Origin of the sequence: Aquimarina sp. AD10, assembly GCF_003443715.1 — a bacterium.
Lineage (GTDB): Bacteria > Bacteroidota > Bacteroidia > Flavobacteriales > Flavobacteriaceae > Aquimarina > Aquimarina aggregata.
This window is the reverse complement of record NZ_CP031965.1, coordinates 4,584,299-4,606,941: the sequence shown is the minus strand read 5'-3', so window position 1 is coordinate 4,606,941 and position 22,643 is coordinate 4,584,299. Positions and strand designations below refer to the sequence as shown.

General features: G+C 34.3%; 24 protein-coding genes. 22 read left to right on the top strand and 2 right to left on the bottom strand.

Annotated features, from left to right (window positions below; translation table 11 throughout):
- Positions 1-99: 99 nt before the first annotated feature.
- Entirely contained in the window at positions 100-411 is a 312-nt protein-coding gene (locus D1816_RS19165; RefSeq protein ID WP_118504975.1) for a DUF6660 family protein, read from the bottom strand.
- Positions 412-464: 53 nt separating this feature from the next.
- Positions 465-1,679 carry a site-specific integrase gene (locus tag D1816_RS19160; protein WP_118504973.1) on the bottom strand — a complete coding sequence of 405 codons (1,215 nt, stop codon included), beginning with the start codon at positions 1,677-1,679 and terminating at the stop codon, positions 465-467.
- 541 nt (positions 1,680-2,220) lie between these two features.
- Here D1816_RS19160 and D1816_RS19155 point away from each other — a divergent pair.
- The 22 genes from D1816_RS19155 (at position 2,221) to D1816_RS19055 (ending at position 22,528) form a co-directional block, all read left to right on the top strand.
- Complete coding sequence (locus D1816_RS19155; RefSeq protein ID WP_118504971.1) at positions 2,221-3,948, top strand: helix-turn-helix domain-containing protein; 1,728 nt, start codon at positions 2,221-2,223, stop codon at positions 3,946-3,948.
- A gap of 279 nt (positions 3,949-4,227) precedes the next feature.
- Positions 4,228-5,487: a serine hydrolase gene (locus tag D1816_RS19150; RefSeq protein WP_118504969.1), complete on the top strand. Its 1,260-nt coding sequence runs from the start codon at positions 4,228-4,230 to the stop codon at positions 5,485-5,487.
- Positions 5,488-5,505: 18 nt separating this feature from the next.
- Positions 5,506-6,378, top strand: coding sequence for an SDR family oxidoreductase (locus tag D1816_RS19145; protein WP_118504967.1), 873 nt, complete (start codon positions 5,506-5,508; stop codon positions 6,376-6,378).
- 11 nt (positions 6,379-6,389) lie between these two features.
- Entirely contained in the window at positions 6,390-6,737 is a 348-nt protein-coding gene (locus D1816_RS19140; protein WP_233565336.1) for a DUF983 domain-containing protein, read from the top strand.
- Between the two features lie 111 nt (positions 6,738-6,848).
- Entirely contained in the window at positions 6,849-7,139 is a 291-nt protein-coding gene (locus tag D1816_RS19135; RefSeq protein ID WP_118504963.1) for a hypothetical protein, read from the top strand.
- Positions 7,140-7,150: 11 nt separating this feature from the next.
- Positions 7,151-8,077 carry an NAD(P)-dependent alcohol dehydrogenase gene (locus D1816_RS19130; RefSeq protein ID WP_118504961.1) on the top strand — a complete coding sequence of 309 codons (927 nt, stop codon included), beginning with the start codon at positions 7,151-7,153 and terminating at the stop codon, positions 8,075-8,077.
- A gap of 1 nt (position 8,078) precedes the next feature.
- Positions 8,079-8,657, top strand: coding sequence for an NAD(P)H-dependent oxidoreductase (locus D1816_RS19125; RefSeq protein WP_118504959.1), 579 nt, complete (start codon positions 8,079-8,081; stop codon positions 8,655-8,657).
- Positions 8,658-8,785: 128 nt separating this feature from the next.
- Positions 8,786-9,736 (top strand): NAD(P)H-dependent oxidoreductase, encoded by a 951-nt coding sequence (locus D1816_RS19120; protein ID WP_118504957.1) that lies wholly within the window; start codon positions 8,786-8,788, stop codon positions 9,734-9,736.
- The gene (locus tag D1816_RS19115) at positions 9,736-10,449 is read left to right on the top strand and encodes a GNAT family N-acetyltransferase (protein ID WP_118504955.1); all 714 of its coding nucleotides are present in this window, start codon (positions 9,736-9,738) and stop codon (positions 10,447-10,449) included. The genes D1816_RS19120 and D1816_RS19115 overlap by 1 nt, the downstream gene beginning before the upstream one ends.
- Positions 10,450-10,459: 10 nt before the next feature.
- Positions 10,460-10,780 (top strand): hypothetical protein, encoded by a 321-nt coding sequence (locus tag D1816_RS19110; protein WP_118504953.1) that lies wholly within the window; start codon positions 10,460-10,462, stop codon positions 10,778-10,780.
- Between the two features lie 7 nt (positions 10,781-10,787).
- Positions 10,788-11,303 (top strand): hypothetical protein, encoded by a 516-nt coding sequence (locus D1816_RS19105; protein ID WP_118504951.1) that lies wholly within the window; start codon positions 10,788-10,790, stop codon positions 11,301-11,303.
- Positions 11,304-11,367: 64 nt separating this feature from the next.
- Positions 11,368-12,456: a serine hydrolase gene (locus D1816_RS19100; RefSeq protein ID WP_158597803.1), complete on the top strand. Its 1,089-nt coding sequence runs from the start codon at positions 11,368-11,370 to the stop codon at positions 12,454-12,456.
- On the top strand, positions 12,453-12,578 hold the full coding sequence (locus tag D1816_RS26215; protein WP_255420521.1) for a hypothetical protein: 126 nt from the start codon (positions 12,453-12,455) through the stop codon (positions 12,576-12,578). The genes D1816_RS19100 and D1816_RS26215 overlap by 4 nt, the downstream gene beginning before the upstream one ends.
- Before the next feature lie 434 nt (positions 12,579-13,012).
- Positions 13,013-13,591, top strand: a complete 579-nt coding sequence (locus D1816_RS19095; RefSeq protein WP_118504947.1) for a TetR/AcrR family transcriptional regulator — start codon at positions 13,013-13,015, stop codon at positions 13,589-13,591.
- Between the two features lie 120 nt (positions 13,592-13,711).
- On the top strand, positions 13,712-14,248 hold the full coding sequence (locus tag D1816_RS19090; protein WP_118504945.1) for a hypothetical protein: 537 nt from the start codon (positions 13,712-13,714) through the stop codon (positions 14,246-14,248).
- A gap of 78 nt (positions 14,249-14,326) precedes the next feature.
- Positions 14,327-14,740, top strand: coding sequence for a nuclear transport factor 2 family protein (locus D1816_RS19085; RefSeq protein WP_118504943.1), 414 nt, complete (start codon positions 14,327-14,329; stop codon positions 14,738-14,740).
- A 62-nt stretch (positions 14,741-14,802) separates the two neighbouring features.
- Positions 14,803-15,588 (top strand): DUF6503 family protein, encoded by a 786-nt coding sequence (locus tag D1816_RS19080; RefSeq protein WP_118504941.1) that lies wholly within the window; start codon positions 14,803-14,805, stop codon positions 15,586-15,588.
- Between the two features lie 402 nt (positions 15,589-15,990).
- On the top strand, positions 15,991-16,299 hold the full coding sequence (locus D1816_RS19075; RefSeq protein WP_118504939.1) for a hypothetical protein: 309 nt from the start codon (positions 15,991-15,993) through the stop codon (positions 16,297-16,299).
- Between the two features lie 242 nt (positions 16,300-16,541).
- Entirely contained in the window at positions 16,542-17,237 is a 696-nt protein-coding gene (locus D1816_RS19070; RefSeq protein ID WP_066314853.1) for an ABC transporter ATP-binding protein, read from the top strand.
- 9 nt (positions 17,238-17,246) lie between these two features.
- A complete protein-coding gene (locus D1816_RS19065; protein WP_066314851.1) occupies positions 17,247-19,730 on the top strand; it encodes a TonB-dependent receptor in 2,484 nt (827 codons plus the stop codon).
- Positions 19,731-19,733: 3 nt separating this feature from the next.
- Positions 19,734-21,185, top strand: coding sequence for a DUF3526 domain-containing protein (locus D1816_RS19060; RefSeq protein ID WP_118504937.1), 1,452 nt, complete (start codon positions 19,734-19,736; stop codon positions 21,183-21,185).
- Positions 21,182-22,528, top strand: a complete 1,347-nt coding sequence (locus D1816_RS19055) for a DUF3526 domain-containing protein (RefSeq protein WP_118504935.1) — start codon at positions 21,182-21,184, stop codon at positions 22,526-22,528. The genes D1816_RS19060 and D1816_RS19055 overlap by 4 nt, the downstream gene beginning before the upstream one ends.
- Positions 22,529-22,643 lie beyond the last annotated feature (115 nt).

Here is a 22,643-nt window from a genome sequence, read left to right as displayed (position 1 = left end):
GTTGAACTATTCGATAGACACCAATTTAATAGTTGTACATCGAAGTAATGAGAACCTGCTTGCAGATTCATAAATGGATATAATTATCCTAAAACTGAATTAAACTTGTGGCGGTTGCCAAATATTGGAATGAAAATCAAATCTATAAATAGATTGATATGAAGAAAATATTTCTGTAGAAATTTTTGAATCAATTGTAAGGTTAAAAGTACTGAAAGGCTCGTATGTAATTGACATCCCACAACAATTGCAAATACAGGTCACAGGGCAAGAATCGTCGCTATCTTCTTGGTGGTCGTGACTAGCACTTATTTCTTCTGGATTTTGGTCTTCTAGATTTTGACCATCAGAACAAGGTTTCACAGATAGAAATAGTAGAATTAATGATAATATTATTGTTGCAAATTTCACAGATACAAAGATAAAAATTATTTAATGCAATGGTTGTGCAAAATTAGAATGGTTCAAAAATTGACTACGCTATCCAAAGCATCATCAGCGTCTTTGTGTATAAAGTTTGCTTGATAATTAATGGTAGTTTTTAAATCTGTATGACGGTACAGCTTTTGAAGCATTAGAGGATGAATACTGTCAGCCGCAATATTGCCAAACGAATGGCGAGCAATATGCATCGTTACCTTTTTTTGAATACCTGCTCTTTTTGCAATTTTCTTTAGATGGTCGTTAAACTTTTTATTTGCGACTTTCTTTTTTCTATAAATATCTTTGGCATCGGTTAAATCTGCTTTTTTCATTTCTGGAAACACAAAATCATCATCACTATTTCTATCCGAAATATATTGTAATAAGATTTTTTCAACCTTGCTTGGTATTTTCAAGGATAACAACTTGGAATTCTTGCCCATTCTATAATGTAATCTGCCATCATAAATTTGGGACCACCTTGTAAACAAAACATCAGACACACGCATTCCCGCAAAATAGAAACTAAAAAGCCAAACATTCAACGAGTGTTCTTCCATATTGGAGAGTTCAGAAACATTTTCAAGGGCTTTTATTTCTTTGCCCGTGAGCCCTGTTTTGGTAGTTTCGGGAAACTTGATTTTAAATTTACCTGTGCCGAATGGATAAAGTTCCTTACTAACTACCTTGTCTTTTATTGCCCGATTAAAAAGTAAACGAATTAAAACCATAACATTCATAGCAGTAGTTTCAGTAAGTGAGCAAGAGCCCTTAAGGTAGATTTTAAACTTTTTGAGGAATCGTTCATCTATTTCTTGAAAAGTAAGCTGTCGTGCCTTGCAATATTTCTCAATATAACTTAGCCAAGCAGAATCCGTAGAAAGACGATTAATTTTATTTTCTGCTACAAGAGCTTCAAGATGTTCGTCTGCAAAATCAAAGAAAGTGAGTTTAGAAGTTGGTTTATAAATTTCCTTTTTAATTTGGCGAACCGTTGCATCCTTATTGTTAGTCTGTAAAACGATTAAACCTTTCCTAGCTTCTGAAAGTTTTGAAGTTAAGAGATTGTTTAAGCTTTCCGCGTTAGGATGTGATTTCTTTACTTTAAGATTTTTCGTATCCCAATCTTCCAGTTCAATATAATGACCTATGTGTTTATATGTTGAACGACGGTCTTTAGTTATCCTAATAGCAAGGGGATATAGACCTTTCGAATTAGGCTTTTTACGAAGAATAATTTTTGCACTTGTTGACATTGTAAACCTGTTTTGAGTCCGAAAGTCAAATCAGGTACAACATTTGATATGAAAACCGCCCTAAAGTTACTAATTTATTAGGTAATCTGGGTACAACATAGGTACAACAAATATTGAAATCAACTGATATTAAATGACTTTAAATAAAATGATTGAAAACATAAATCATTGAAAATGAGATTATTTATGTTTTATTGGTGCAATATATACCAGACTTAGGATCTAGTGCCGCGAGGTGTGAGAGTTCGAGTCTCTCCGCCCGCACAGCAAAAAAAGCTTCTTGGAAACAAGAGGCTTTTTTGTTTGGATACAATATTTTTTTCATTTTACTCCTTGAAATTTTGATTCTTGTTATTTGATGTTAATCAATCCCAAAAAAATATTTTGAAACCTGTTTCACAATAATAAACTGAGAAGTTCATTTGATAAATTATTGAATTTTAATATTTTGTGATTCTAAACTTTTTATTAGTATTTGATAGAATATAAAGATAACATAACATCCATAGACAAATCAATTGTCGTTTTACCTTTCAAAAATATGAGTGGGGATGTAGGTTATGATTATTTTTCTGATGGTATTACCGAAGAAATTATTAATGCCCTTACTAAGATTGACGGACTAAAAGTTACTGCTCGTACTTCATCATTTACATTTAAAAACAAACCAACAGACATTCGAATTATAGGCAATGAACTTGGTGTAACCAATGCTGTAGAGGGAAGTATTCGCATTGCAAAAGAAAGAATCCGAATTTCAGCACAACTGACACGAACCGATACGGGTTTTTTACTCTGGTCTGAAAAGTTCGATAGAGAGCTCGATGATGTTTTTGCGCTTCAGGATGAAATTAGTCTTTTGATTGCTGACAAAATCCGTGAGAATTTTGGTCATATCGAGATTGACGATTCTCTTTCAATCATACAAACAGATAACCTTACTTCTTATCAATGGTATTTAAGAGGACGGTATTACCAGCTTACTTGGAACCTGGCTAATATGGAAAAAGCCATAACGTTTTATCAAAAAGCTGCGGATTTTGATAGTACTTATGCCGACCCTATTATTGCAATAGGATGGTGTTATGCTATTATAGCAAGCTGGGGACATATCAATAGAAAAGAGGGGTTAAAAAAGGCCAATCGGTACCTTGACAAAGGATTGAAAATGAACCCTAATTCCTATACTGGGCATTTTAGCAAAGCAACTATCAGTTTTTGGGGAAATTGGCAATTCGAAAAGGGTTTTCACGAATTACAACTTTGTTTAAATGAGAATCCACATTTCTCCGAAGGTAAGGAAGCACTCGCAGAACTTTTTACTGCTACAGGTTTTTTTAAAAAAGCATTGCAGGAAACAGAGCAGATTCTAAAAATCAATCCACTTTCACCAAACCACTATTACACAAAAGGCAATCTACATTATTTACAAGGTGATTATCAAACTGCGCTTTCGTGTTTTGAAAATTCCTTGAAATTGGATAACAGTTTTGATTTAAGTAGACACTTAAAAGTTGCCTGTTTATTATTTCTAGAGGATAAAGAAGGAACATTGAACTACGCTAAATCCTTCCTTAACAATAAGTTTGTTACGGTTGTTGAAGCAATTTTCAATTCAGTTAACAATCGCCAACTTCCAATTTACGATGAGAGCTTACTATCCGAAAACCTTAACCTAATGGTGTATTGGGACTTCTATTACCTAGTACATTGTCAAAAAACAGATATAGCTTTAGAACGTTTAGAAAAAATGGTCGACCAACGCATTGGACAAATAATCAATTTCAAGTTTGATCCATTCTTAGCACCGTTACGAAAAACAAAGGTTTTTAAAAAATTAGAGAATTCAGTATTTGGTAGAATCCAGCCTACGACCTTCTCTATTGAAGCACGAAAAACAGATATTACCCCATCGTTTACTCAAAAAGAGTCTAATGAATTAAAAGATGCTTTAGTCCAAATTTTGAATCACGAACAAGCTTTTCTTCGATCAGATTTGTCGCTTCGTTCGTTGGCGGAAGAATTAACCATTCACCCCAATAGGTTATCAAAATTCATAAATGATTACCTCCAAACCAATTTTACAGAATTAGTCAATGGTAAGCGTTTGGAGTATTTTAAAAAGATCGCTTTATTATCTAAAAACAGCCATTTAACCTTATTGGGATTAGCCTATGAAAGCGGATTCAATTCTAAAACTGTGTTTAATACGTACTTTAAAAAAATTGTAGGTATGACACCAAAACAGTGGCTAAAAATTAATACATAGCTAAACTTCTGTTTTATTGGTTTCAAGAAAATGTTTAGTCAATCTTTCAAAACTTCTTGGTGAAAGTTCTGGTTGTAATTATGATTGCTCTCAACAGTCCAATATTCTTTTCAATTATCATTATTAAGAAGCTTCTAAAACCTTTATCACCCCAAAATCAGAGCAATAAAAGTTCTGATTATCATTTTACAAGTTCCGAATTTCATTTCAGAACGATTGCCCTTCCTTTCTAATTCATCTTTGTACCATCAAAATTCATGAATCAAAAAACAATCAATTATGATAACATTATCTAGAATTACCAGATTAACACTACTAAGCCTTTTTGCATTTTTAACTTCCTGTTCAAGCGATGATAACAGCACATCAATCGACCCAACGCCTATGGGGATTCAAACAAAAGCAGACCTTACCGCTTATTTCGAAGAAATTATTGAAACTAAAGAAATACCCGGATTTGCAGTAAGTATAGCAATTGGGAATGACATTGAGTACAAAGCTTCTTTTGGATTTGAAAACATTGAGACACAACAGGGTTTTAATAATCAAACTGTAATCAACATCGCTTCATTGAGTAAGTCTTTTGTGGGTGCTGCAACGGCCAAAGCCATTGAGCAAGGGTACTTTACGTTAGATACACCTATAAATGAACTACTGCCTGTTAAGATTGTAAATCTAGCCAATCCAGATGCAATAATTCGTGTAAGACACCTTGTCACGCATACCTCAGGTATTGTTGATGACCCGAACACCTATATTCAGACAAATTACTTTGTATTACCCGGTCAGGATATGAGAACTATAGGTGCCAATATCTTAATCAATAGTCTTGGCTTGGAAGTAAATCACCCTGTGTCTCTTTCTGACTATTTGGGCGAATACTTTTTAGAAGACGGTGCACTCTATGGAAATTCTAATTTTATAGATACGACACCTGGCGAAGTATGGTCATATTCTAATGTAGCTACTTCATTGATGGGCTTTGTTATTGAATCTGCAACAGAAGAGGATTTTGCAGCCTATATGGCGACACATATTTTATTGCCATTACAAATGAATAACTCCACGTTTAATGTGACAGAGGTGAATCAACAAGAATGGGCTATTCCTTACTTGGATAAAAATACGCCGCTTCCATTTTATGGAAATCACGGTTATCCAGAAGGAAGTATACACACAACAAATGATGATTTAACCAACTACCTTTTGGATATGACCAAAGGTATTAAGGGACAATCCAACACCTTGTTTACAAGCGAGTACTATGAGTTACTATTTACAGAGCAATTACCAATGGGTATTGTTCCTGATTTCTTTGCCAAAAACCACGGATTGTATTGGTATAAAACGGGAGACAGTTGGTCACACGGGGGAAATAGTTTAGGCGTATCCAGCCATATGGAAATAAAGGCAAACGGCAGTTCAGGTTTCTTTGTAATAGCCAATATGGATGCCACTTTTTCTGATAACACACCTAAATGGGAAGCAGTATTGCAACTTATTAAAGAAGGTATTCAACAGTATATTCAGAATCAATAATACATCAAATCAAAAACAATGGTACAGAAAACGAACAACAAACGTATATTACTTGCAGGTGGTACCGGATACCTTGGCGGTCATATAGCAAATGAAATAAAAGAGAGGGGTTTGACGGCTCGGTTACTTTCACGAAAGCAAGAAAAGCTACAACAATATAAGTCTTCTAGTATTCAAATAATGGAAGCTACGCTTACACAACCAGAAACATTAACGAGCAGTTGCGTAGATATTGATACCGTGATTTCTACTATAGGCATTACACGTCAAAAAGATGGGTTTACTTATATGGATGTAGACTATCAAGCTAATCTAAATCTATTGCGCGAAGCACAGAGAACAGGTGTTAGAAAGTTCATTTACATATCGGCTATTAATGGCGACAAGCATCGAAAGCTAAAGATTTTTGAAGCTAAGGAAGCCTTTGTCGATGAGCTGAAAAAATCGGGGCTCGATTATACAGTGGTACGCCCTAACGGATTTTTTTCAGATATGAAAGATTTCTTGAATATGGCAGAAAAAGGAAGGGTGTTTCTCTTTGGAAATGGCGAACAATTGATGAACCCTATTCACGGAGCCGATTTAGCCGAAATCATATTAAGTATGATTGATGACCCATCCAAGGAATATACCGTTGGTGGGCCTGATATATTAACCCAAAATGAAATTGCAGAACTGGCTTTTGATGCATCCAACAGGGTACCTAAGATTGTACATCTACCCGACTGGACGCGCAGATTGGCACTCTGGTCAGTGCGCAAGTTTACTTCTGAAGAAAATTACGGTCCTATCGAATTCTTTTTAACCCTAATGGCAGACGATAACGTTGCAATGCGCTACGGAAACCACAAACTCAAGGACTTCTATTACGCAGAGGCAAAAACCAATTAAAACACATAATGATGATACAGAAAATAATAACCAATAAGTGCCCTAACTGTGGCAAAGGCCACATCTATAAAGAGAAGAACATATACTTCAATTTTAGAAAACTTAAAATGAACAAAGAATGCAGTAAGTGTGGATTTATATTTGAAAAAGAACCAGGCTTTTTCTTCGGTGCAATGTACGTGAGTTACGCTTTGGGTATTGCACAGGCAATAGTAGTTTTCACTATAGGGACATTTTTCTTTGAGACCATTTTTGACCTTAGAATTTTGCCTTGGATAACGGTCACAGTATTGCTTTTATCCTCATTTAATCTTCGAGTTTCGAGGATTATCTGGATTTATCTGCTGAGAGGAATTTAAGTACTGCAAAAAAGTTCGGGATTTCATTTCAGAACGACTGGTGTACTAATCAATCGCATCTTTGAACCATCAAATTATAAGAGTTTATTCATCAACAAAATTCAAGCAATTATGAAACCAGCATTTTATTTACTAGCCACCTATGTTCAAGAGATACAGCTCTTGGCTATACGACCACATTTGGATGCTATATTAGGAAAAAGACAATGGAACTTTGACCTTGAAGATTGTGATAAAGTGTTACGGATACATTGCAATCATTCAACCAAAGAAAAGGTAATTCGGTTCCTCAAACGAAACGAACTTTTTAGCAAGGAGCTTAATTATCTGGAAAGTGAGCAATACGCCCATATCGGTAAAGTTCATAAACTACTTACATATAGACGAAGTGTAAACACATAAATCTAAGAACTATGAAAGCAGTACGCTATTCAAAATACGGCGCACCTGAGGTGTTAAAATTAACAGAAGTAAAAAAACCTGCCCCAAAAGCCAATGAAATTTTGGTAAAGATACACGCAACCTCAGTTACCTTTGGTGACGTTAGACTCAGAGCTTCAGATTTTCCCCCACTTTTCTGGTTGCCTGCTCGATTGATTTTTGGTCTGTTCAAACCTAAAAAACAAATTTTGGGACATGAATGGGCTGGAGTTATAGAGCAAACAGGAAAAGAAGTCACACAATTCAATATTGGAAATGAAGTTTTTGGAACTACTTCAATGCTTAAAACGGGTGCTTATGCCGAGTATCTATGTGTTCCTGAAACATGGAGCCAAGGAGCAGTTATTCATAGATCTAAAAATTTAAGTTTTGAGGAATCTGCAGTACTTCCCATAGCTGGAATGACGGCCCTATTTCTTCTTGAAAAAGCAAAGATTGAAAAAGGGCAACACATACTTGTAAACGGAGCATCCGGAAGTGTGGGAAGTTATACCGTTCAGATTGCAAAACACTTGGGTGCTGTGGTTACTGGGGTTTGTAGTACAGGAAATATTGAAATGGTTCGTTCCCTTGGAGCAACCAACGTAATCGATTACAAAAAAGAAGATTTCACACAATCTAAAAAACATTTTGATATCATTTTTGATGCTGTGGGTAAAATTTCAAAATCAAAAACAAAATTAATTTTAAGCACTAACGGACACTTTGTATCCACCAAGATGCTAACCAAAGAAAGTCCCGAACTTTTAGAGAAAGTAAAGAAACTGGCTGAGCAAAAAGCCATCATTCCCTATATCGATAGACAGTTTAAGTTAGCCGATATCGTTACCGCTCATAACTATGTAGATACGGGAAGAAAAAGAGGCAATGTTTCTATTAAAGTAATAAACGAAGAATAAAATGAAAAAAATACTCATCATTAACGGACACCCCGATAAAGAGAGCTTTAACTGGGCACTAACCGACAGTTATAAAAAGGGAGCTATTATGGCCGAAGCTGAAGTAGAAATCATCAATCTGATAGAATTGGATTTCGACCTTGTTTTGAAATATGGGTATCGCATACCACACCCATTAGAACCTGATTTAGAAACCGCCGTCAAAAAAATGAAATGGGCAGACCATTTGGTCTGGATTTTCCCAATGTGGTGGTATGGTACTCCTGCTTTGCTCAAAGCTTTTATAGACCGCACTTTTTTACCTGGTATCACCTTTAAATATCAGAAAGGAAAACTATTTCCCAATAAACTGCTTACTGGAAAAACGGCAAGAATTATACTAACCGCAGATACGGTGAGCTGGTACAACAGCTTCATTATGAAAAACCCTGCTATCAATCAATTTAAAAAAGGCGTTTTAGAATTCTGTGGTATAAAACCAGTTAAAGTTACCTATCTGGCACCTGTAAAAAGTTCAACCCTAGAACGGCGAAAAAAATGGCTCTTAAAAATTAATCAATTGGGGGAGCAATTAAAATAAATAGAAACAATAATAGACAAATATACTCAGTGATGAGCACTTTCTGAACAAATCATACATCTGTCCGAATAAGTGTTTCAGTCTAAATACACTGAGTTTTGCATCAACAACAATTAAAAACAATAAAAATGAAAAACATTTTAGCCTTTTCTGGAAGTAATAATCCAGATTCCATTAATGAAAAACTAGTTCATTCAGTAATCGAGAGGTATTCAAAATACAATATTCGATTCATCGACCTTAAGAAGTTTGACGCTCCTATATTCTCTCAAGAGATTCTAGTCAAGGGAATTCCGCAACAAATTCAGGACTTGTATGCCATATTTAAGGAGAGCGAAGGGTTTGTCATTGCATCTCCCGAGCATAATGGTTTGCCCTCCGCATTTTTAAAAAATACTTTGGATTGGCTCTCTGTTATCACCCAACGTTTCTTTGGAGAGAAACCAGTCTTGTTGTTAAGTACATCTCCTGGTGTCACAGGAGCATGCACACATTTAGGATTACTCTCAAAATTAGTGCCTCTTTGGGGTGGAAAGTTAACAGCAACTTATTCCTTTGGAAGTTTTCATGATAATTTTAATCTAGAAAAAATGGAAATTACCAAGAAAGATGAATTGGCAAAACTGGACAATGCTTTTTATGCTTTCGTGAAAGGGAAACCCAAGAAAACGAATAAGCAGGTTGTTGAATGTTATTTCAAAGCATTTCAGTCCGGTAATCTCGAAGAAGTCGTACAAATTTTCCACCCAGATTGCTATATCGTTAGTGTAAAAGAAGAAGAAAGACCAAAAGAGCAATTACACGGTATCTATCGCACACGTGAAGCTTCCAAACAATTCTTAAACAATATCGTATCACTTTTTGAAACCAAAGCGTTTACAGTAGAAACCGTTGTTGAAACAGCCGATAATCTCGTAGTTGCCAAAGGTACATTCTCACATTTAGTAAAAAGTTCAGGGAAACTATTTAATAGTAATTGGGTACAGCTTTGTATTGTTAAAGATGAAATGATTAAAGAGTATCGTTTCTACGAAGACTCTGCTGCGCTTATAGAAGCTTCAACGGTTGAATATGCATAATGAAGACGCCTTTAGCAATCCAACATCAGTTTGAATTTTGGACCCACATTGGTCAAGTGGGAGGATATCTATATAACAATTATGGATATACAGTTCTTTCTCCCAAGAACACCACTTGGCCTTCCAAAATATTTGGCATTCAAAAAAATCATATTGCGCAACTTCAATTAGAGATAGAAAGCCATCATCTACCAAGGTCGTTAGCGCTATCGGAAAATGAAATGCTCGAAACCTTATTGCACAAACAAGGATTTACACGAACATCTTCTGTAGAAGCAATGACGATGGAAGTCAAGAATCAAACACATTACACTTCCCTTCCTGAGATTGAAAAAATAACTGATGATATTGGTATAAAAGCCTTCGTGAAAATTGCCTCTGAAGCATTTGGTTATACCATTTACGAGTCTACAATTGCACCTTTAGTACGTAGTACAAACGTTCAACTTTTTTTAGGCAACTATCAAAATGACTATGTAAGTTGTGGCATCGTATTTAAGGATTCCAATGGTGATTCTGGACTACATATGATTGGGGCAAAAAAAGAATATAGAGGATTGGGATTAGGAAAGAAAATGACCCAGCATTTGCTGCACATTGCCATAAGCAATAGTAGTGAACGAATTCATCTTGTGGCTTCAAAATTGGGAGCGCCTATTTATTACAAACTTGGTTTTCAAAACCGAGGATATTTGAAATCTTATACCTTTTAAACAAAATAGTATGAAGTATCTATTTTTATTTTTTACATTCTTATCTCAAGCACAGATTACTATAAGCTTTAGTGACATTCAATATAATGAATCGCGATTAAGTGTTCAAAAAAAATTAAACGCAATAGCTAATGACGTAAGCGTGGTATATATCACAACACCAAACTTTCCGATGGCTCAAAACAAAGAAGAACACCTTATTGCATCAAAAGTTGACTTTGAAAATGGAACTCTTGATAAAGTTGTTTTTACTTTTTCAGATGATAGATTATCCTATGTTCAAGCCAAAGGAGATATCGTCAAAGCAATTACTCCCACCCATAAAAAGTGAAGCCAAAATGTATCTAGATTATCAAGTATTTGAGTCTGATTTATTATTTACTTGGGATACCCCTTATTTATATACAAATGATGAAATTGAATATAAATCATTCACAAAAATTCCAAACCTTATCAAAATGGGAGAGCTAATGAACGATGTAATGCCCCTTTTAAAAAGTTATAGTTTGTTTATTGAGATCGAAAAATTAGAAGAAACGGATACAATGACTAACACTCAAATTAATTATTTTGGAATTGAATATGCTGGTTTTCCCAGAAAATTTGAAGCTCGATTTGAAAATAACAAACTAAATATGGTCTGGATTTTAACTGGAAAAAAAGAGGAAAACCGATTACGTAGAAAACTGACTGCAGTATATGGAAAAGTATTATTTGTTAATGGTAGTTGGGAAGTTTTTAATAATTGGACAGTGCTTCTAAGAAAAATCAAACCTGGGATTCTTTTCTTACCAAAGGACTCGGATTTCGATATAAGGAACAATATTCAAAATAGAATTAGTAATAACAACTAAAAACCACACAATGAGTACTACAAAAACATATACTTTGATTACTTTTTATCTTGTCTTCTCTTTTGTGGGAAACGCACAGGATGCTATTCAAAAAGTTCTCATTCAAAAATTGGATAGCACACCAGAAAATCCTATTCATAGCATTTCTTTTTATCAAAATAATGGTAGAGGAGATGTTTTAGCCCAAGTAGTCGGCATAAGAGATGTAAACTTAGCAAAAGCTAGAATTACAGACCAATTCCGTATTGCCAGCAGTACCAAGACGTTCGTAGCAACTATTATTCTTCAAATGGAAGAAGAGGAACGAATCAGTATCACCGACAACATCTACAATTACCTAGGAAACATAAAGTTTCTGCGACTTGATGAATTTCATCTTTTCGAAGGAAATGCAGAAGTTGGTGCCAAGCAAAGTCTAGGTTCAAAAGCGATAACCATAAAACAACTCTTATCCCACAGAAGCGGATTGGCAGATGTTTTTAATGATAAGCAGGAAGCCTTTTTTAATCGAGTAATGACAAACCCCGCACAACAATATACCTCTAAAGACATCGTCAATCTGTATTTTGAGTTTGACTTGCATAAAGCATCCAAATTCGAACCGGGTGAAGGCTGGCATTATTCTGACATGAACTATGTATTGTTGGGATTACTTATCGAGAAATTGGACAAAAAATCACTTTCCCAATCCATTCGCGATCGAATTATTGAACCGCTTGAGATGAAAGATACCTACTTTGAATTTTATGAGAAAGCACATTCCAAAAATGGAAGGTTACATCAATATGTTGGTAGTGTCGATTTCAATAAAATCAATACTTCATTCGACTGGTCTGGTGGCGGATTGGTCAGTACACATCAAGACTTAGCAGTATTTATGAAGGCGTTGTTTGAAGAAAAGCTCATTTCCAAAAAATCGTTGGAAAAAATGATAGCAGTACAACCCACAAAACCAACTGAATTACCTTATGGGTTAGGTGTTTATCAATCTATCTATGATGGAGTTACATACTATGGCCACTATGGATTTTATGGAACATATATGGGCTATTGTCCTGAAAAAAAGACAGTGCTATCGTATTGTATTTCACAAGCAATACCTTTATTTAATGTTTATGAATTTGTAAATCACGTAGTCAAATCGGCAAAATGAACCTAAGAAAAACCATAGCCATTTTATTTATGAGTGTAACCCCAGTTTTTGGTGCCGTTTTCTATTTAGGCATTGGGTATCCAGAAGATTTTGAGAGCTATTTTGAAAATTCATTTTTATGATTAATACGGTTCTTTGGTAATTTCAATTGAACTCTTAATCATTAGATTTTATCTGTTCAAGACAAGAAAAAAGCCTATTGTCGAATATTTTGTTTTTAGTACTAGACTAAATATTTAGTATTCAAAATAAAGGTTTAACTACAGAAACTCCTTTGCTTTTAGAAGATAATAAAGAAAATACTTATATCAATTAATTATAACTTCTTAGACTTAAGATCTAGTGCCGCGAGGTGAGAGAGTTCGAGTCTCTCCGCCCGCACAGCATAAGAAAACCCAACTTGAAAGAGTTGGGTTTTTTAGTTTAAGTATTCAAGCTTAAATTTACGACGATATAACATCAAATTAAATATTGGAATGATAGAAGCAAAAAAATAAATTTATTTTTATTTATTTTGTAAGTGAATAGATTTATATACGACTGTTCGAATATTAAAATGAAAAAAGAGAATATACATAGAGCTTTAGAAACTGGAGTAAAGATTTTGAGTCAGAAAGGATATCATAATCTTGGGCTTAGGGAGTTTTTAGAAAATGCCGAAATTCCTAGTGGTTCTTTCTACTACTATTTTAAGAGCAAGGAAGATTTTGCCGCCAAGGTACTCGAATATTACGGGGATAAGGCTGCAACTTACTACACAACAAGGTTACTGGAAAGTGATATACCCTATGCAAAAAGGTTAGAAACCGTTTTCAATGAGGAATTAGAGCGACTAAGTGCCACAGAATGTAAGGAAGGTTGTATGTTAGGAAGCCTTACTAGTGAAATTGCTGGGCAGAACGAGGTCATTCAAAAGGTAGCTGACATCAATTACAGAAAATGGCAAAATATATTTGAGCGGTTTTTCAAGGAAGGACAGGAAAAAGGTGTCTTTTCAAAAGATTTTAAGCCATCAGAAATGGCAGTGTTCTTTCTCACAAGTAGACAGGGTGTGATGACACGCATGAAGGCTTCGGGAAAAAATGAATCTTATCGATTGTTTAAGTCCTTTATGATGAAACTAGTAAAAAGTTAATTTTTTTTTAATATTTAATATACGAACGTTCTAATATAAATAAATTAATATAATTATAAGCAAACAAAAACACAATAACAGACTGAAAACATCTATTAATTTTTTAAAACAAATATATTTATGTACAAGAATATCTTTTTAGGAATTATTTTATACTTTCTTACTAGTAGTTTAATAGCTCAAGATCAAGATAAGCAAGCTTCTTTTGGTATAAACACTAAGATTTCGGAGTCTTATCAATTTCAAGAAAGTCAACATAAAGGAGAACCTAAAGAACTTTTTATTGGGCTAATTTTTGCTCCTTTTGCAGCTACCACTTTTGAAGGAGACCCTCCATTTTCAACTGATACTTCATTGTTTTTAACAGCTGCACTGGTAAAAGGCGATTGGTCTGTTGCACCCTATTATAACTTTGGTACTAATAGTGCCGGAGCTTTTTTGACCTATAATATTTTAGACGAATTAGGAACATATGTTTCCTCTGATAAAGCACTCACTGGAAATACAGGAACCTATGCTCTGGGATTTACTACTCCGATACTCGAAGACTATATTCAAGGGTATGTAGAAATAGGCGGTACGTATGGAGATGATGCCACAGCTTTTTTTGGTGTAGGTCTTTATTTTAACATTCTCAAATCTGTTAAATCTTGGTGATATAAAGTTTTTTTTTAAATACTTACTATACGAACGATCTAATATTAAATACTACTATAATTACAAACAAAAATTAAAATGGAAACAACTACAGAAATGACAAAAGAAACAAAAGCAGATGAAGTTCAAAACTTCAACGAATACAAGGAAGTTGAAAAAGCACTACAAATCTATATTGATAGTGCAGAGTCTGGAGATGGAAAATTAAGCCGCTCAGCATTTTATGATCATGCTCATATTGTTGGGTCTATAGAGGGAACTCTTTATAACCATTCTGCAGCTGAATTTGGTAAAGCGGTTAGTGCAGGTGGCCCATCCCCCGAAGTACAAAGTCGTATTACATGGATAGATATTTCTGGTCCAGCAGCAGCAGCAAAGGTAGAATTCATTAATTGGTCTGGACTAAGGTTTACCGATTTCTTCGTACTCTACAGAGAAAACGGTGTATGGAAACTCAGTGGCAAGGTCTACGATTCACACGCTAACAATTAATCAACAAAATCATAATTTTTAAAAAAAGAAAACAAAAGTAAAATCAAATTAAATAATTTATCATGAAAAAACTAATTTCTAAAATCGTCACGGTAGTACTAATTGCATTTATTACCACAGCCCACGCACAAGAAGCTAAACAAATAATAACCAAAGTAGTAGAAGCTAATGGTGGCAAGAAGGCCTTACATAAATTAAAAGATGTATCATTTGATTACGTATTTAGGGTTAAGGATAATAATTTAGCTGATATTTCTAAAGAACGATACATTTTTGATAGAGAAGTCTCTTATGCTGAATATACAAAAAGACAGGTTTATGTCTTACCTCAAATGCCGGGCAAAAAATACACACAGTTCTTTGATGGTAACAAATCCGTTTCTAAAATGGATGGAAAAGTTATTACTGAAAAACAACCAGCATTTCTTGGGCATATCTTTAGAAAAACAAACTATTATTGGTTTACAATGATGTTTAAATTATTGGACCCAGGCGTGAATCATAAAACGTTACCTTCCAGAAATGTAAATGGCATAACTTATAAAGTAATTGAGATGAGCTTTGGAGATAATATAGGAGAATCAAGCAAAGACAGGTATATCTTGTACATCAATCCAAAAACATATAGAGTAGATCAATTTCTATATAATGCTACTGGATTTGGTCTAACTGAACCAAATATAGTAAAAGTTAAGTATGAGAAAGTAGATGGTATCTATTTACCTACGTATCGTAAATATGCACCTTCTGATTGGGACGGAAACGTAGTAAAAGAATTTTGGACAGAACAGTTTTCTAACAATATAAAATTTAATAATGGGTACAATTTAGAAAACATCCAGAGTTAGTATTGTTAATTCAGTTGTATCACTACTCCCTAATAAATTACAAGTTCTACTCAAACCCAACGTATACTCTCTAAAAACAGGGAAATTTAAACGAAATGTTTTATAATTATACTATTATAGGATATATCCATAGTTGGGTTTGAGTAAAACCTATACTCGCAGGAAATTATTAATCTTGACAAAGTGTAAAGTTTATTACAAAAATAGTAGTGAAGTATTTTGGCTACGATAAGCCCCTGATTTCCAATCAATTTTTTCACAAAGCAAAACAAAAGCTTCTCAAGGTGAGGAGTTTTTTTGGCTATCCATATTTTTCTTAAAGTTTAGTGGTAAACCTATATAAATATTCTAAAACTTTGTTAAAATAAGAAATCTTGTTCCAAAATTCCTGAAATTGCGGCTATGCGCAAACCAATACTTAAATATATCATTACTCTGTTTTTTACAGTAGCATTGCTTATTCCAAGGATTGCAAACTTACACGCATTAAACCACTTATCAGAAGACGGAGAACCTTTAATTTCTTGTGAACTATGTGATATTATATCCAGTTCTGATCAATTTGATTTAATTATTGGCGACACATACTCTTTTGAAGACCAATTACAAATTGTTCCAAACTCGTTTGTAGTCTTTTCTGAATATAATACTCCAAAAGAGAAAATAGCTTCTCCTGTTTCGATTTATAATAAACCACCACCTCTTTCTTAGAGAATATTCTTACTTTCTTTGACAATGTTTTCACTTTGTCAATTTGCATTTATACAGTCATTTCATTTAATGTTAATTTCTAGTAGCGCCTAAATAGTTGCTCAAAAGAAGGTTACAGTAATGGGATATTTATAGTTCAAAATGGAATACAATATAGATTAAGCTATTCTCTCACATCCAATTATTATCGGTTCTAACCGAAGTTACACACATTAATCGTCAATCTTATTTTATAATATAAAATGCTTGAAGCAATAAACCTTACCAAAACTTATGGTAAGCACGAAGCACTTTCTCAACTGAACTTATCAGTCGATAAAGGTGAAATTTTTTGTTTACTCGGTCAAAATGGCGCGGGTAAAACGACAACAATCAATCTGTTTTTAGGTCTAATTGAAGCCACCAGTGGTGAGGCATTAGTAAATGGTGTTCCCGTTAAGTCGAATGGTAACAAAACCACTAAAATGATTGCATACATCCCAGAGGTTGTTCAACTCTATGGTAACCTTTCAGGAATAGAAAACCTTAACTTTTTCAGCAGATTAGCAGGGTTTAAGTATAACAATACTGACTTATCTAATTTTCTATCAAAAGCTGGACTTCAAGAAGCTGCACACCAAAACAAATTGTCTTCTTACTCAAAAGGGATGCGGCAGAAAGTAGGTATTGCCATTGCACTTTCAAAAAATGCAGATTACATTTTTATGGATGAACCTATTTCGGGATTAGACCCCAAAGCCACACTAGAGTTTACCAAAATCTGTAAAGAATTAAGCCATGAAGGTAAGGCCATTTTTATGGCTACTCACGATATTTTTAATGCTGTAAACGTGGGAACCAAAATTGGTATTATGAAAGAAGGACAATTGGTCCATACGTCTAATACAGACTCTATTAATGCAAGCGAATTGCAAGACTTATATCTAAAAACTATCTAATACAATACAATGAATACCTTTAAAACACTGTCAACCATATTTTTGTTTCTAATTGGCTATGCTTCTTTTGCACAAGTACAAATTGTTGGCACCATAGTTGACAACCAGAATATTCCTATAATAGGAGCTACAATTTCACTAAAAAATACAACTAATGCTTTTGGTAAACTAACAGATAACTCGGGGAAATTTGAAATAAATGCTCCGTACGGAAGCTATACCATTGAAGCACGATATTTAGGATTTCAGTCCTACAAAAACACTATAGAAATCAGTACTGGAACAACATTTGATATCGGAACTATTCAATTAGAAGAAGGTACTGAACAATTACAAAGTGTAGAAGTTGTTGGTCGTGCCCGAACGGATTATAATAGTGATTATTCGTTTTCATCTACCAAAGTTGCTATTAAAAACAAAGAGCTACCACAAGCCGTATCCACTATCACCAAAGAATTAATTAACGACAGACAAGCTTTCCAGATTGCAGATGCTATAAAAAACTCTAGTAGTGTTACTCATACAGGATTTTACAACCACTTTAATATAAGAGGGATCATCCAGGCAGAAGATGGTCAACTCATTAATGGTATGAGAACTCGTCAGTATTATTTTTTACAACCTATCACTTCTCATATAGAAAGAGCAGAAGTTATTAAAGGACCATCTTCGGTAACTTTTTCTAGTGTTGATCCAGGAGGATCTGTTAATTTGGTAACCAAAAAACCTTTAAAAGAAAACCGTAATGAAGTAAGCGCAACGGTTGGAAGCTTCGGGACATTAAGAGCTACAGCAGATTTTACCGGACCATTAAATGAATCAGGAACTTTATTGTATCGTTTTAACACAGCAGTTCAAGAAGCCAGATCTTTTAGAGACTTGGTACAAAATAATCAATTCTTGATAACACCTTCCATCACATTTTTACCTAATAAAAGTACAGCGCTAAACGTAGAAATGATATACAGTAACGGTGTCGGGAACCTAGATCGTGGTCAACCTCTTTTTGGTGCTATTAATGGTCAATTTGATTTAAATAGTACAGACATTTCAACAAATGTCGGAGCTGCTAACGACTTTTACTCTTCCAAAGAATTTATGGTCATTAGTAATTTTAGTAAAGAAATTACCGATAATATAGAATTCAATGCTTCTTATATGAAACAAACCTGGGAAGAAGACCTTGCTGAGCATCGAGTGGCAGGTTCTGCAGCTGTAGATATTGCAGGAAATGCAATACCCACGCTAGCCGAATTACGATATACAGAAAGACAACAATTTTGGATAACAGATAATTATACAGCCTATATCAATTTTGATCTGGAAAATGATTCATTTACCAATAAATTCTTAGTAGGATATGATGGTAGTAGATGGGAACGTACTGTAGGAGGAGCATCAAATGGTGCGCGTCGTTATAGACGATTAAACGGAACGGCAACCTCTTTTGATCCTGCAGAGGCAGCTCAGTTTGAAACTATAGACATTAATGGTGTAATCGCACCAAGACCCAATGTTGACCATTTTGATCTTGCAGATCCTAATAATACAGCTAGAGAAACTTCAGGATATATCACGTCCGAATTTGCTATTCCTGCCAATCTTACCACTTCTAATGGTATTTATATTCAGAATCAATTTAAGATAGGTAAATTCTCTGCATTACTAAACCTACGTTATGATTGGTACGAAGATATATTTGATTATAAGGGTGACGAGCGATCTTTTAAAAATGAGGCTTTTATTCCTCGAATTGGGTTAACATATGAAGCTACTAAAACGATTAGTGTTTATGGCTCTTATGTAGAAGGTTTTCAGCCACAATCAAATACTGTAACGCTATCTCCTGCCACGGAAGACTTTTTCTGGGCAGACTCTCCTGCTAATTTTGACCCTTTAGAAAGTGATAACATAGAATTTGGTGCCAAGGGAGAATTTTTAGGTGGTAAATTAACAGTGAATGCTGCAGTATATCAAATAACTCAAAAAAATCTATTACAGCAAGATCCTAATGATGAATCTGTATTAATAGAAAGAGGAGAACAACGCAGCCGAGGGTTTGAATGGGATCTTACAGGGTATGTATTACCTAATCTTCAAATAAGTGCTTCGTATGCTTTTATTGATGCAGAAATTATAGAAGATGAGGATCCTGCATTAATTGGTGAACGTATTGGAGGAGCACCAGAACATAGTGCCAACTTTTGGGGAAGATATGATTTTACGCACGGAGCATTAAGAAATATCGGAGTAGGTCTAGGTACCGTATATCGAGGTGATCGTTTATCTTGGTATGGAGATCGTTTAGAATTGCCATCATATACTGTATTTGATGCAGCTGTTTATTATCGCCCTTCTGGAATAGATATGCAAATTGCTTTAAAACTTAATAATTTGTTTGATGAAACCTATTGGAATGGTGCACTAAATGCAACACGACTTTTCCCTGGAGCCCCTAGAAATGTATTGTTAACTACAACTTATAAATTCTAAAAGATGAAGTGGGAAAATGTTAGGTTATTCGCATTGAACTTTTGGCACAATGCAACCACGCCAAAAACTTTTTATCTTCTACATTTAATTTTTATACTACTAACGGTTTACGCAACCGTTAGTGGTATTCAAAAAAACGTCACTCAAAACGATATTCGAAAAACACATCAAACTAAAGCCAGAGAAAGTTGGGAAGCAAATCCTGACAAACATCCGCATAGAATGGCTCATTTTGGGACGTATGCTTTTAGAGTAAGTCCGTCTTTAGGAATATTTGATTATGGGTTAGAAAGCTTTACTGGAAATACTGTTTTCTTAGAAGCGCATCGACAGAATAGTGTTAATTTTTCGGAAGCTACATTTTCAACGGGTACCTTAAGATTTGGAGAGCTTAGTTTAGCGCTGCTATTACAATTAGTGTTACCCTTAATCTTATTTTTCATTGGCTTTTCAAGTGTTGCAGCTGATAGACAGAATGGCACATTAAAAATAGTATTGTCACAAGGCGCCAGTTGGAAAGAAATTCTTTTTGGAAAATCACTTGGGCTTTTTGCTATATGCATGTTATTTTTTATACCTATTTTGTTGACGGTAATCATAGCATCTTTAGTATTAGAAAATCAAGTTGCAAGCAACCTGCATTGGTTACGAATGCTACTAATTACTTTGGGTTATTTAAGCTTTCTCTTTATCGTTTGTACCCTAACTATAGTAGTATCTGCAACTAGTAGTAGTTCAAAAAATGCCTTGTTGCGATTGCTTGGTATTTGGTTATTATTGGTCGTCCTTTTACCAAAATCGGCTCAAGCTATGGGGAATTACTGGTTTCCTACACCTACGAAACTTGCTTTTCAATCGGCTATAGAGAAAGAAGAAATTCAAAAAGGTGATAGCCATAATCCGGATGATCCCTATTATAACAATCTACGTGATTCTGTATTGACAGTCCATAACGTGAGCAAGATAACTGATTTACCTTTTAACTATTCAGGTTTCGTAATGCGAGAAGGTGAAAAAAACACATCTGCATTATATAAAAAACATCATGCACGTTTAATAAATATCTATAAAAGTCAAAATAACGTCACCCGTTTTTCGTCTTTTTTTAACCCTTTTACTGCTATTAAACAGTTATCAATGACAATGGCAGGAACAGATTTTGCCTCCTATATTGACTTTCAACATCAAGCGGATAATTATCGTTATCAATTATCGCAAACTATGAATGAATTGCAAATGAAGTATATAAGTCCAAAAAAAGAAAGTGGTTCTGAAGGAAAAACGCATATAGTTGGCCATGAACATTGGGAAGAATTCGAGGATTTTAATCACAAGCCTCTGGCTTTCAATGTTTCAATTAAAGAAACCTTACCTGCACTAATTTCCATTGTATTATGGACATTACTCTCCTTTGGTTTGTTGCTATTCACCTCAAAAAAAGCAAAAGCAATATGATAACGTATAAACTGTTTTTACAGCAATGTATCCGATCAAAAGAAGTTTGGATTAGTTTGCTACTCATTACATTATTAGGTATTATTAGTCTTGTTATTGGAAGTAAACATCTTGTAAGACAACAAGAAGCAATTGCCGAAATTAAAACATATCAACAACAACATTTTGATAGACAAGCATCATTACATAATGAAGATTTAGGTTTGTTACTTTACTATACAAAATTTGCTTACGTCAATAATCTAAATCCGTTAGCGGGCATATCAATTGGTCAAGGAGATGTTAACCCAACTGTTAAGCGCATTTCAATCAAGACTTTTGAGGCTCAAAAATTTGATACAGATTTGGTTAATCCTATGAATCTACAATCTGGTAACCTTGACCTCTCTTTTGTAATTATTTATTTGTTTCCTTTACTTGTTATTGTTCTAACTTTTAATGCCCTTTCGGAAGAGACAGAAACAGGTACTTGGCGTTTGGTGGCTATTCAAACCAAATCTAAACTAGGGTTTCTAATTTCTAAACTTTTAATCAGATTAGCTCTTTTGTATATAGTTTTGATATTCCTTTTTTGTATTGCAAAATTTATGCTCAACATCCCTATAAATGGTAGTTTTTTATCAATCTTAGGATTATCGATGCTTTATATCATATTTTGGTTTACTCTGAGCTTTTTTGTTATTAGTTTCAAAAAATCTTCAGGTTTTAATGCACTACTATTGTTATCAATTTGGTTAATCTTAATAATTCTATTACCAGCTGGAATTAATGCTTATATATCTTCAAAATATCCGGTACCAGAAGCATTAAGTACTGCGATAGCACAACGGGATGGATATCACACTAAGTGGGATACAGAGAAGTTACCTACGATCAAGAAATTTTATAGTCATTATCCTCAATTTAAAAAATACGGTTATCCAACAGACGGGTTTAATTGGTTATGGTATTATGCCATGCAGCAAATGGGTGATGATGACTCAAAAAATCAAAGGGAAGCGTTAAGTGAAAAAATCAAATTGCGAGAACGTACTAGTAAGCAAATTGCATCAGTCATACCAAATATGCAACTGCAACTCGCTTTTAATTTATTGGCAGGTACCAGTATGAGTCAACATATGGAATACTTACAGGGAACAGAAGGATTTCATGAAGAATTACGACTGTTTTTCTATCCAAAAATCTTTGAAAAACAGCAAGCTGATACTATTGACTGGCATCGATTTAAACCAAAATACTACGAAGCAAAAACGGATATAAACCCGTTTAAAAGCATGATTCCTTTATTGCTTGCTTCTGGAGTTATGATTCTGATTTCAATCCCTCTAACAAGAAAACTTTAGTCTCCAACTAAAAGTTTAACAACTGTAGTTGTACTTCTAGATTTTAAAAAACAATGCTTTATAAATTGCTGATTTATAAAGCATTGTTTGTCTATTACGGAATGTATCAAAAAGT

What these genes read in the sequence shown, in the direction of transcription:
- D1816_RS19160 (WP_118504973.1), bottom strand. Translation starts at nt 1,679, where the DNA reads ATGTCAACAAGTGCAAAAATTATTCTTCGTAAAAAGCCTAATTCGAAA.
- D1816_RS19155 (WP_118504971.1), top strand. Translation starts at nt 2,221, where the DNA reads ATGAGTGGGGATGTAGGTTATGATTATTTTTCTGATGGTATTACCGAA.
- D1816_RS19150 (WP_118504969.1), top strand. Translation starts at nt 4,228, where the DNA reads ATGATAACATTATCTAGAATTACCAGATTAACACTACTAAGCCTTTTT.
- D1816_RS19145 (WP_118504967.1), top strand. Translation starts at nt 5,506, where the DNA reads ATGGTACAGAAAACGAACAACAAACGTATATTACTTGCAGGTGGTACC.
- D1816_RS19140 (WP_233565336.1), top strand. Translation starts at nt 6,390, where the DNA reads ATGATACAGAAAATAATAACCAATAAGTGCCCTAACTGTGGCAAAGGC.
- D1816_RS19135 (WP_118504963.1), top strand. Translation starts at nt 6,849, where the DNA reads ATGAAACCAGCATTTTATTTACTAGCCACCTATGTTCAAGAGATACAG.
- D1816_RS19130 (WP_118504961.1), top strand. Translation starts at nt 7,151, where the DNA reads ATGAAAGCAGTACGCTATTCAAAATACGGCGCACCTGAGGTGTTAAAA.
- D1816_RS19125 (WP_118504959.1), top strand. Translation starts at nt 8,079, where the DNA reads ATGAAAAAAATACTCATCATTAACGGACACCCCGATAAAGAGAGCTTT.
- D1816_RS19120 (WP_118504957.1), top strand. Translation starts at nt 8,786, where the DNA reads ATGAAAAACATTTTAGCCTTTTCTGGAAGTAATAATCCAGATTCCATT.
- D1816_RS19115 (WP_118504955.1), top strand. Translation starts at nt 9,736, where the DNA reads ATGAAGACGCCTTTAGCAATCCAACATCAGTTTGAATTTTGGACCCAC.
- D1816_RS19110 (WP_118504953.1), top strand. Translation starts at nt 10,460, where the DNA reads ATGAAGTATCTATTTTTATTTTTTACATTCTTATCTCAAGCACAGATT.
- D1816_RS19105 (WP_118504951.1), top strand. Translation starts at nt 10,788, where the DNA reads ATGTATCTAGATTATCAAGTATTTGAGTCTGATTTATTATTTACTTGG.
- D1816_RS26215 (WP_255420521.1), top strand. Translation starts at nt 12,453, where the DNA reads ATGAACCTAAGAAAAACCATAGCCATTTTATTTATGAGTGTAACCCCA.
- D1816_RS19095 (WP_118504947.1), top strand. Translation starts at nt 13,013, where the DNA reads ATGAAAAAAGAGAATATACATAGAGCTTTAGAAACTGGAGTAAAGATT.
- D1816_RS19090 (WP_118504945.1), top strand. Translation starts at nt 13,712, where the DNA reads ATGTACAAGAATATCTTTTTAGGAATTATTTTATACTTTCTTACTAGT.
- D1816_RS19085 (WP_118504943.1), top strand. Translation starts at nt 14,327, where the DNA reads ATGGAAACAACTACAGAAATGACAAAAGAAACAAAAGCAGATGAAGTT.
- D1816_RS19080 (WP_118504941.1), top strand. Translation starts at nt 14,803, where the DNA reads ATGAAAAAACTAATTTCTAAAATCGTCACGGTAGTACTAATTGCATTT.
- D1816_RS19075 (WP_118504939.1), top strand. Translation starts at nt 15,991, where the DNA reads ATGCGCAAACCAATACTTAAATATATCATTACTCTGTTTTTTACAGTA.
- D1816_RS19070 (WP_066314853.1), top strand. Translation starts at nt 16,542, where the DNA reads ATGCTTGAAGCAATAAACCTTACCAAAACTTATGGTAAGCACGAAGCA.
- D1816_RS19065 (WP_066314851.1), top strand. Translation starts at nt 17,247, where the DNA reads ATGAATACCTTTAAAACACTGTCAACCATATTTTTGTTTCTAATTGGC.
- D1816_RS19060 (WP_118504937.1), top strand. Translation starts at nt 19,734, where the DNA reads ATGAAGTGGGAAAATGTTAGGTTATTCGCATTGAACTTTTGGCACAAT.
- D1816_RS19055 (WP_118504935.1), top strand. Translation starts at nt 21,182, where the DNA reads ATGATAACGTATAAACTGTTTTTACAGCAATGTATCCGATCAAAAGAA.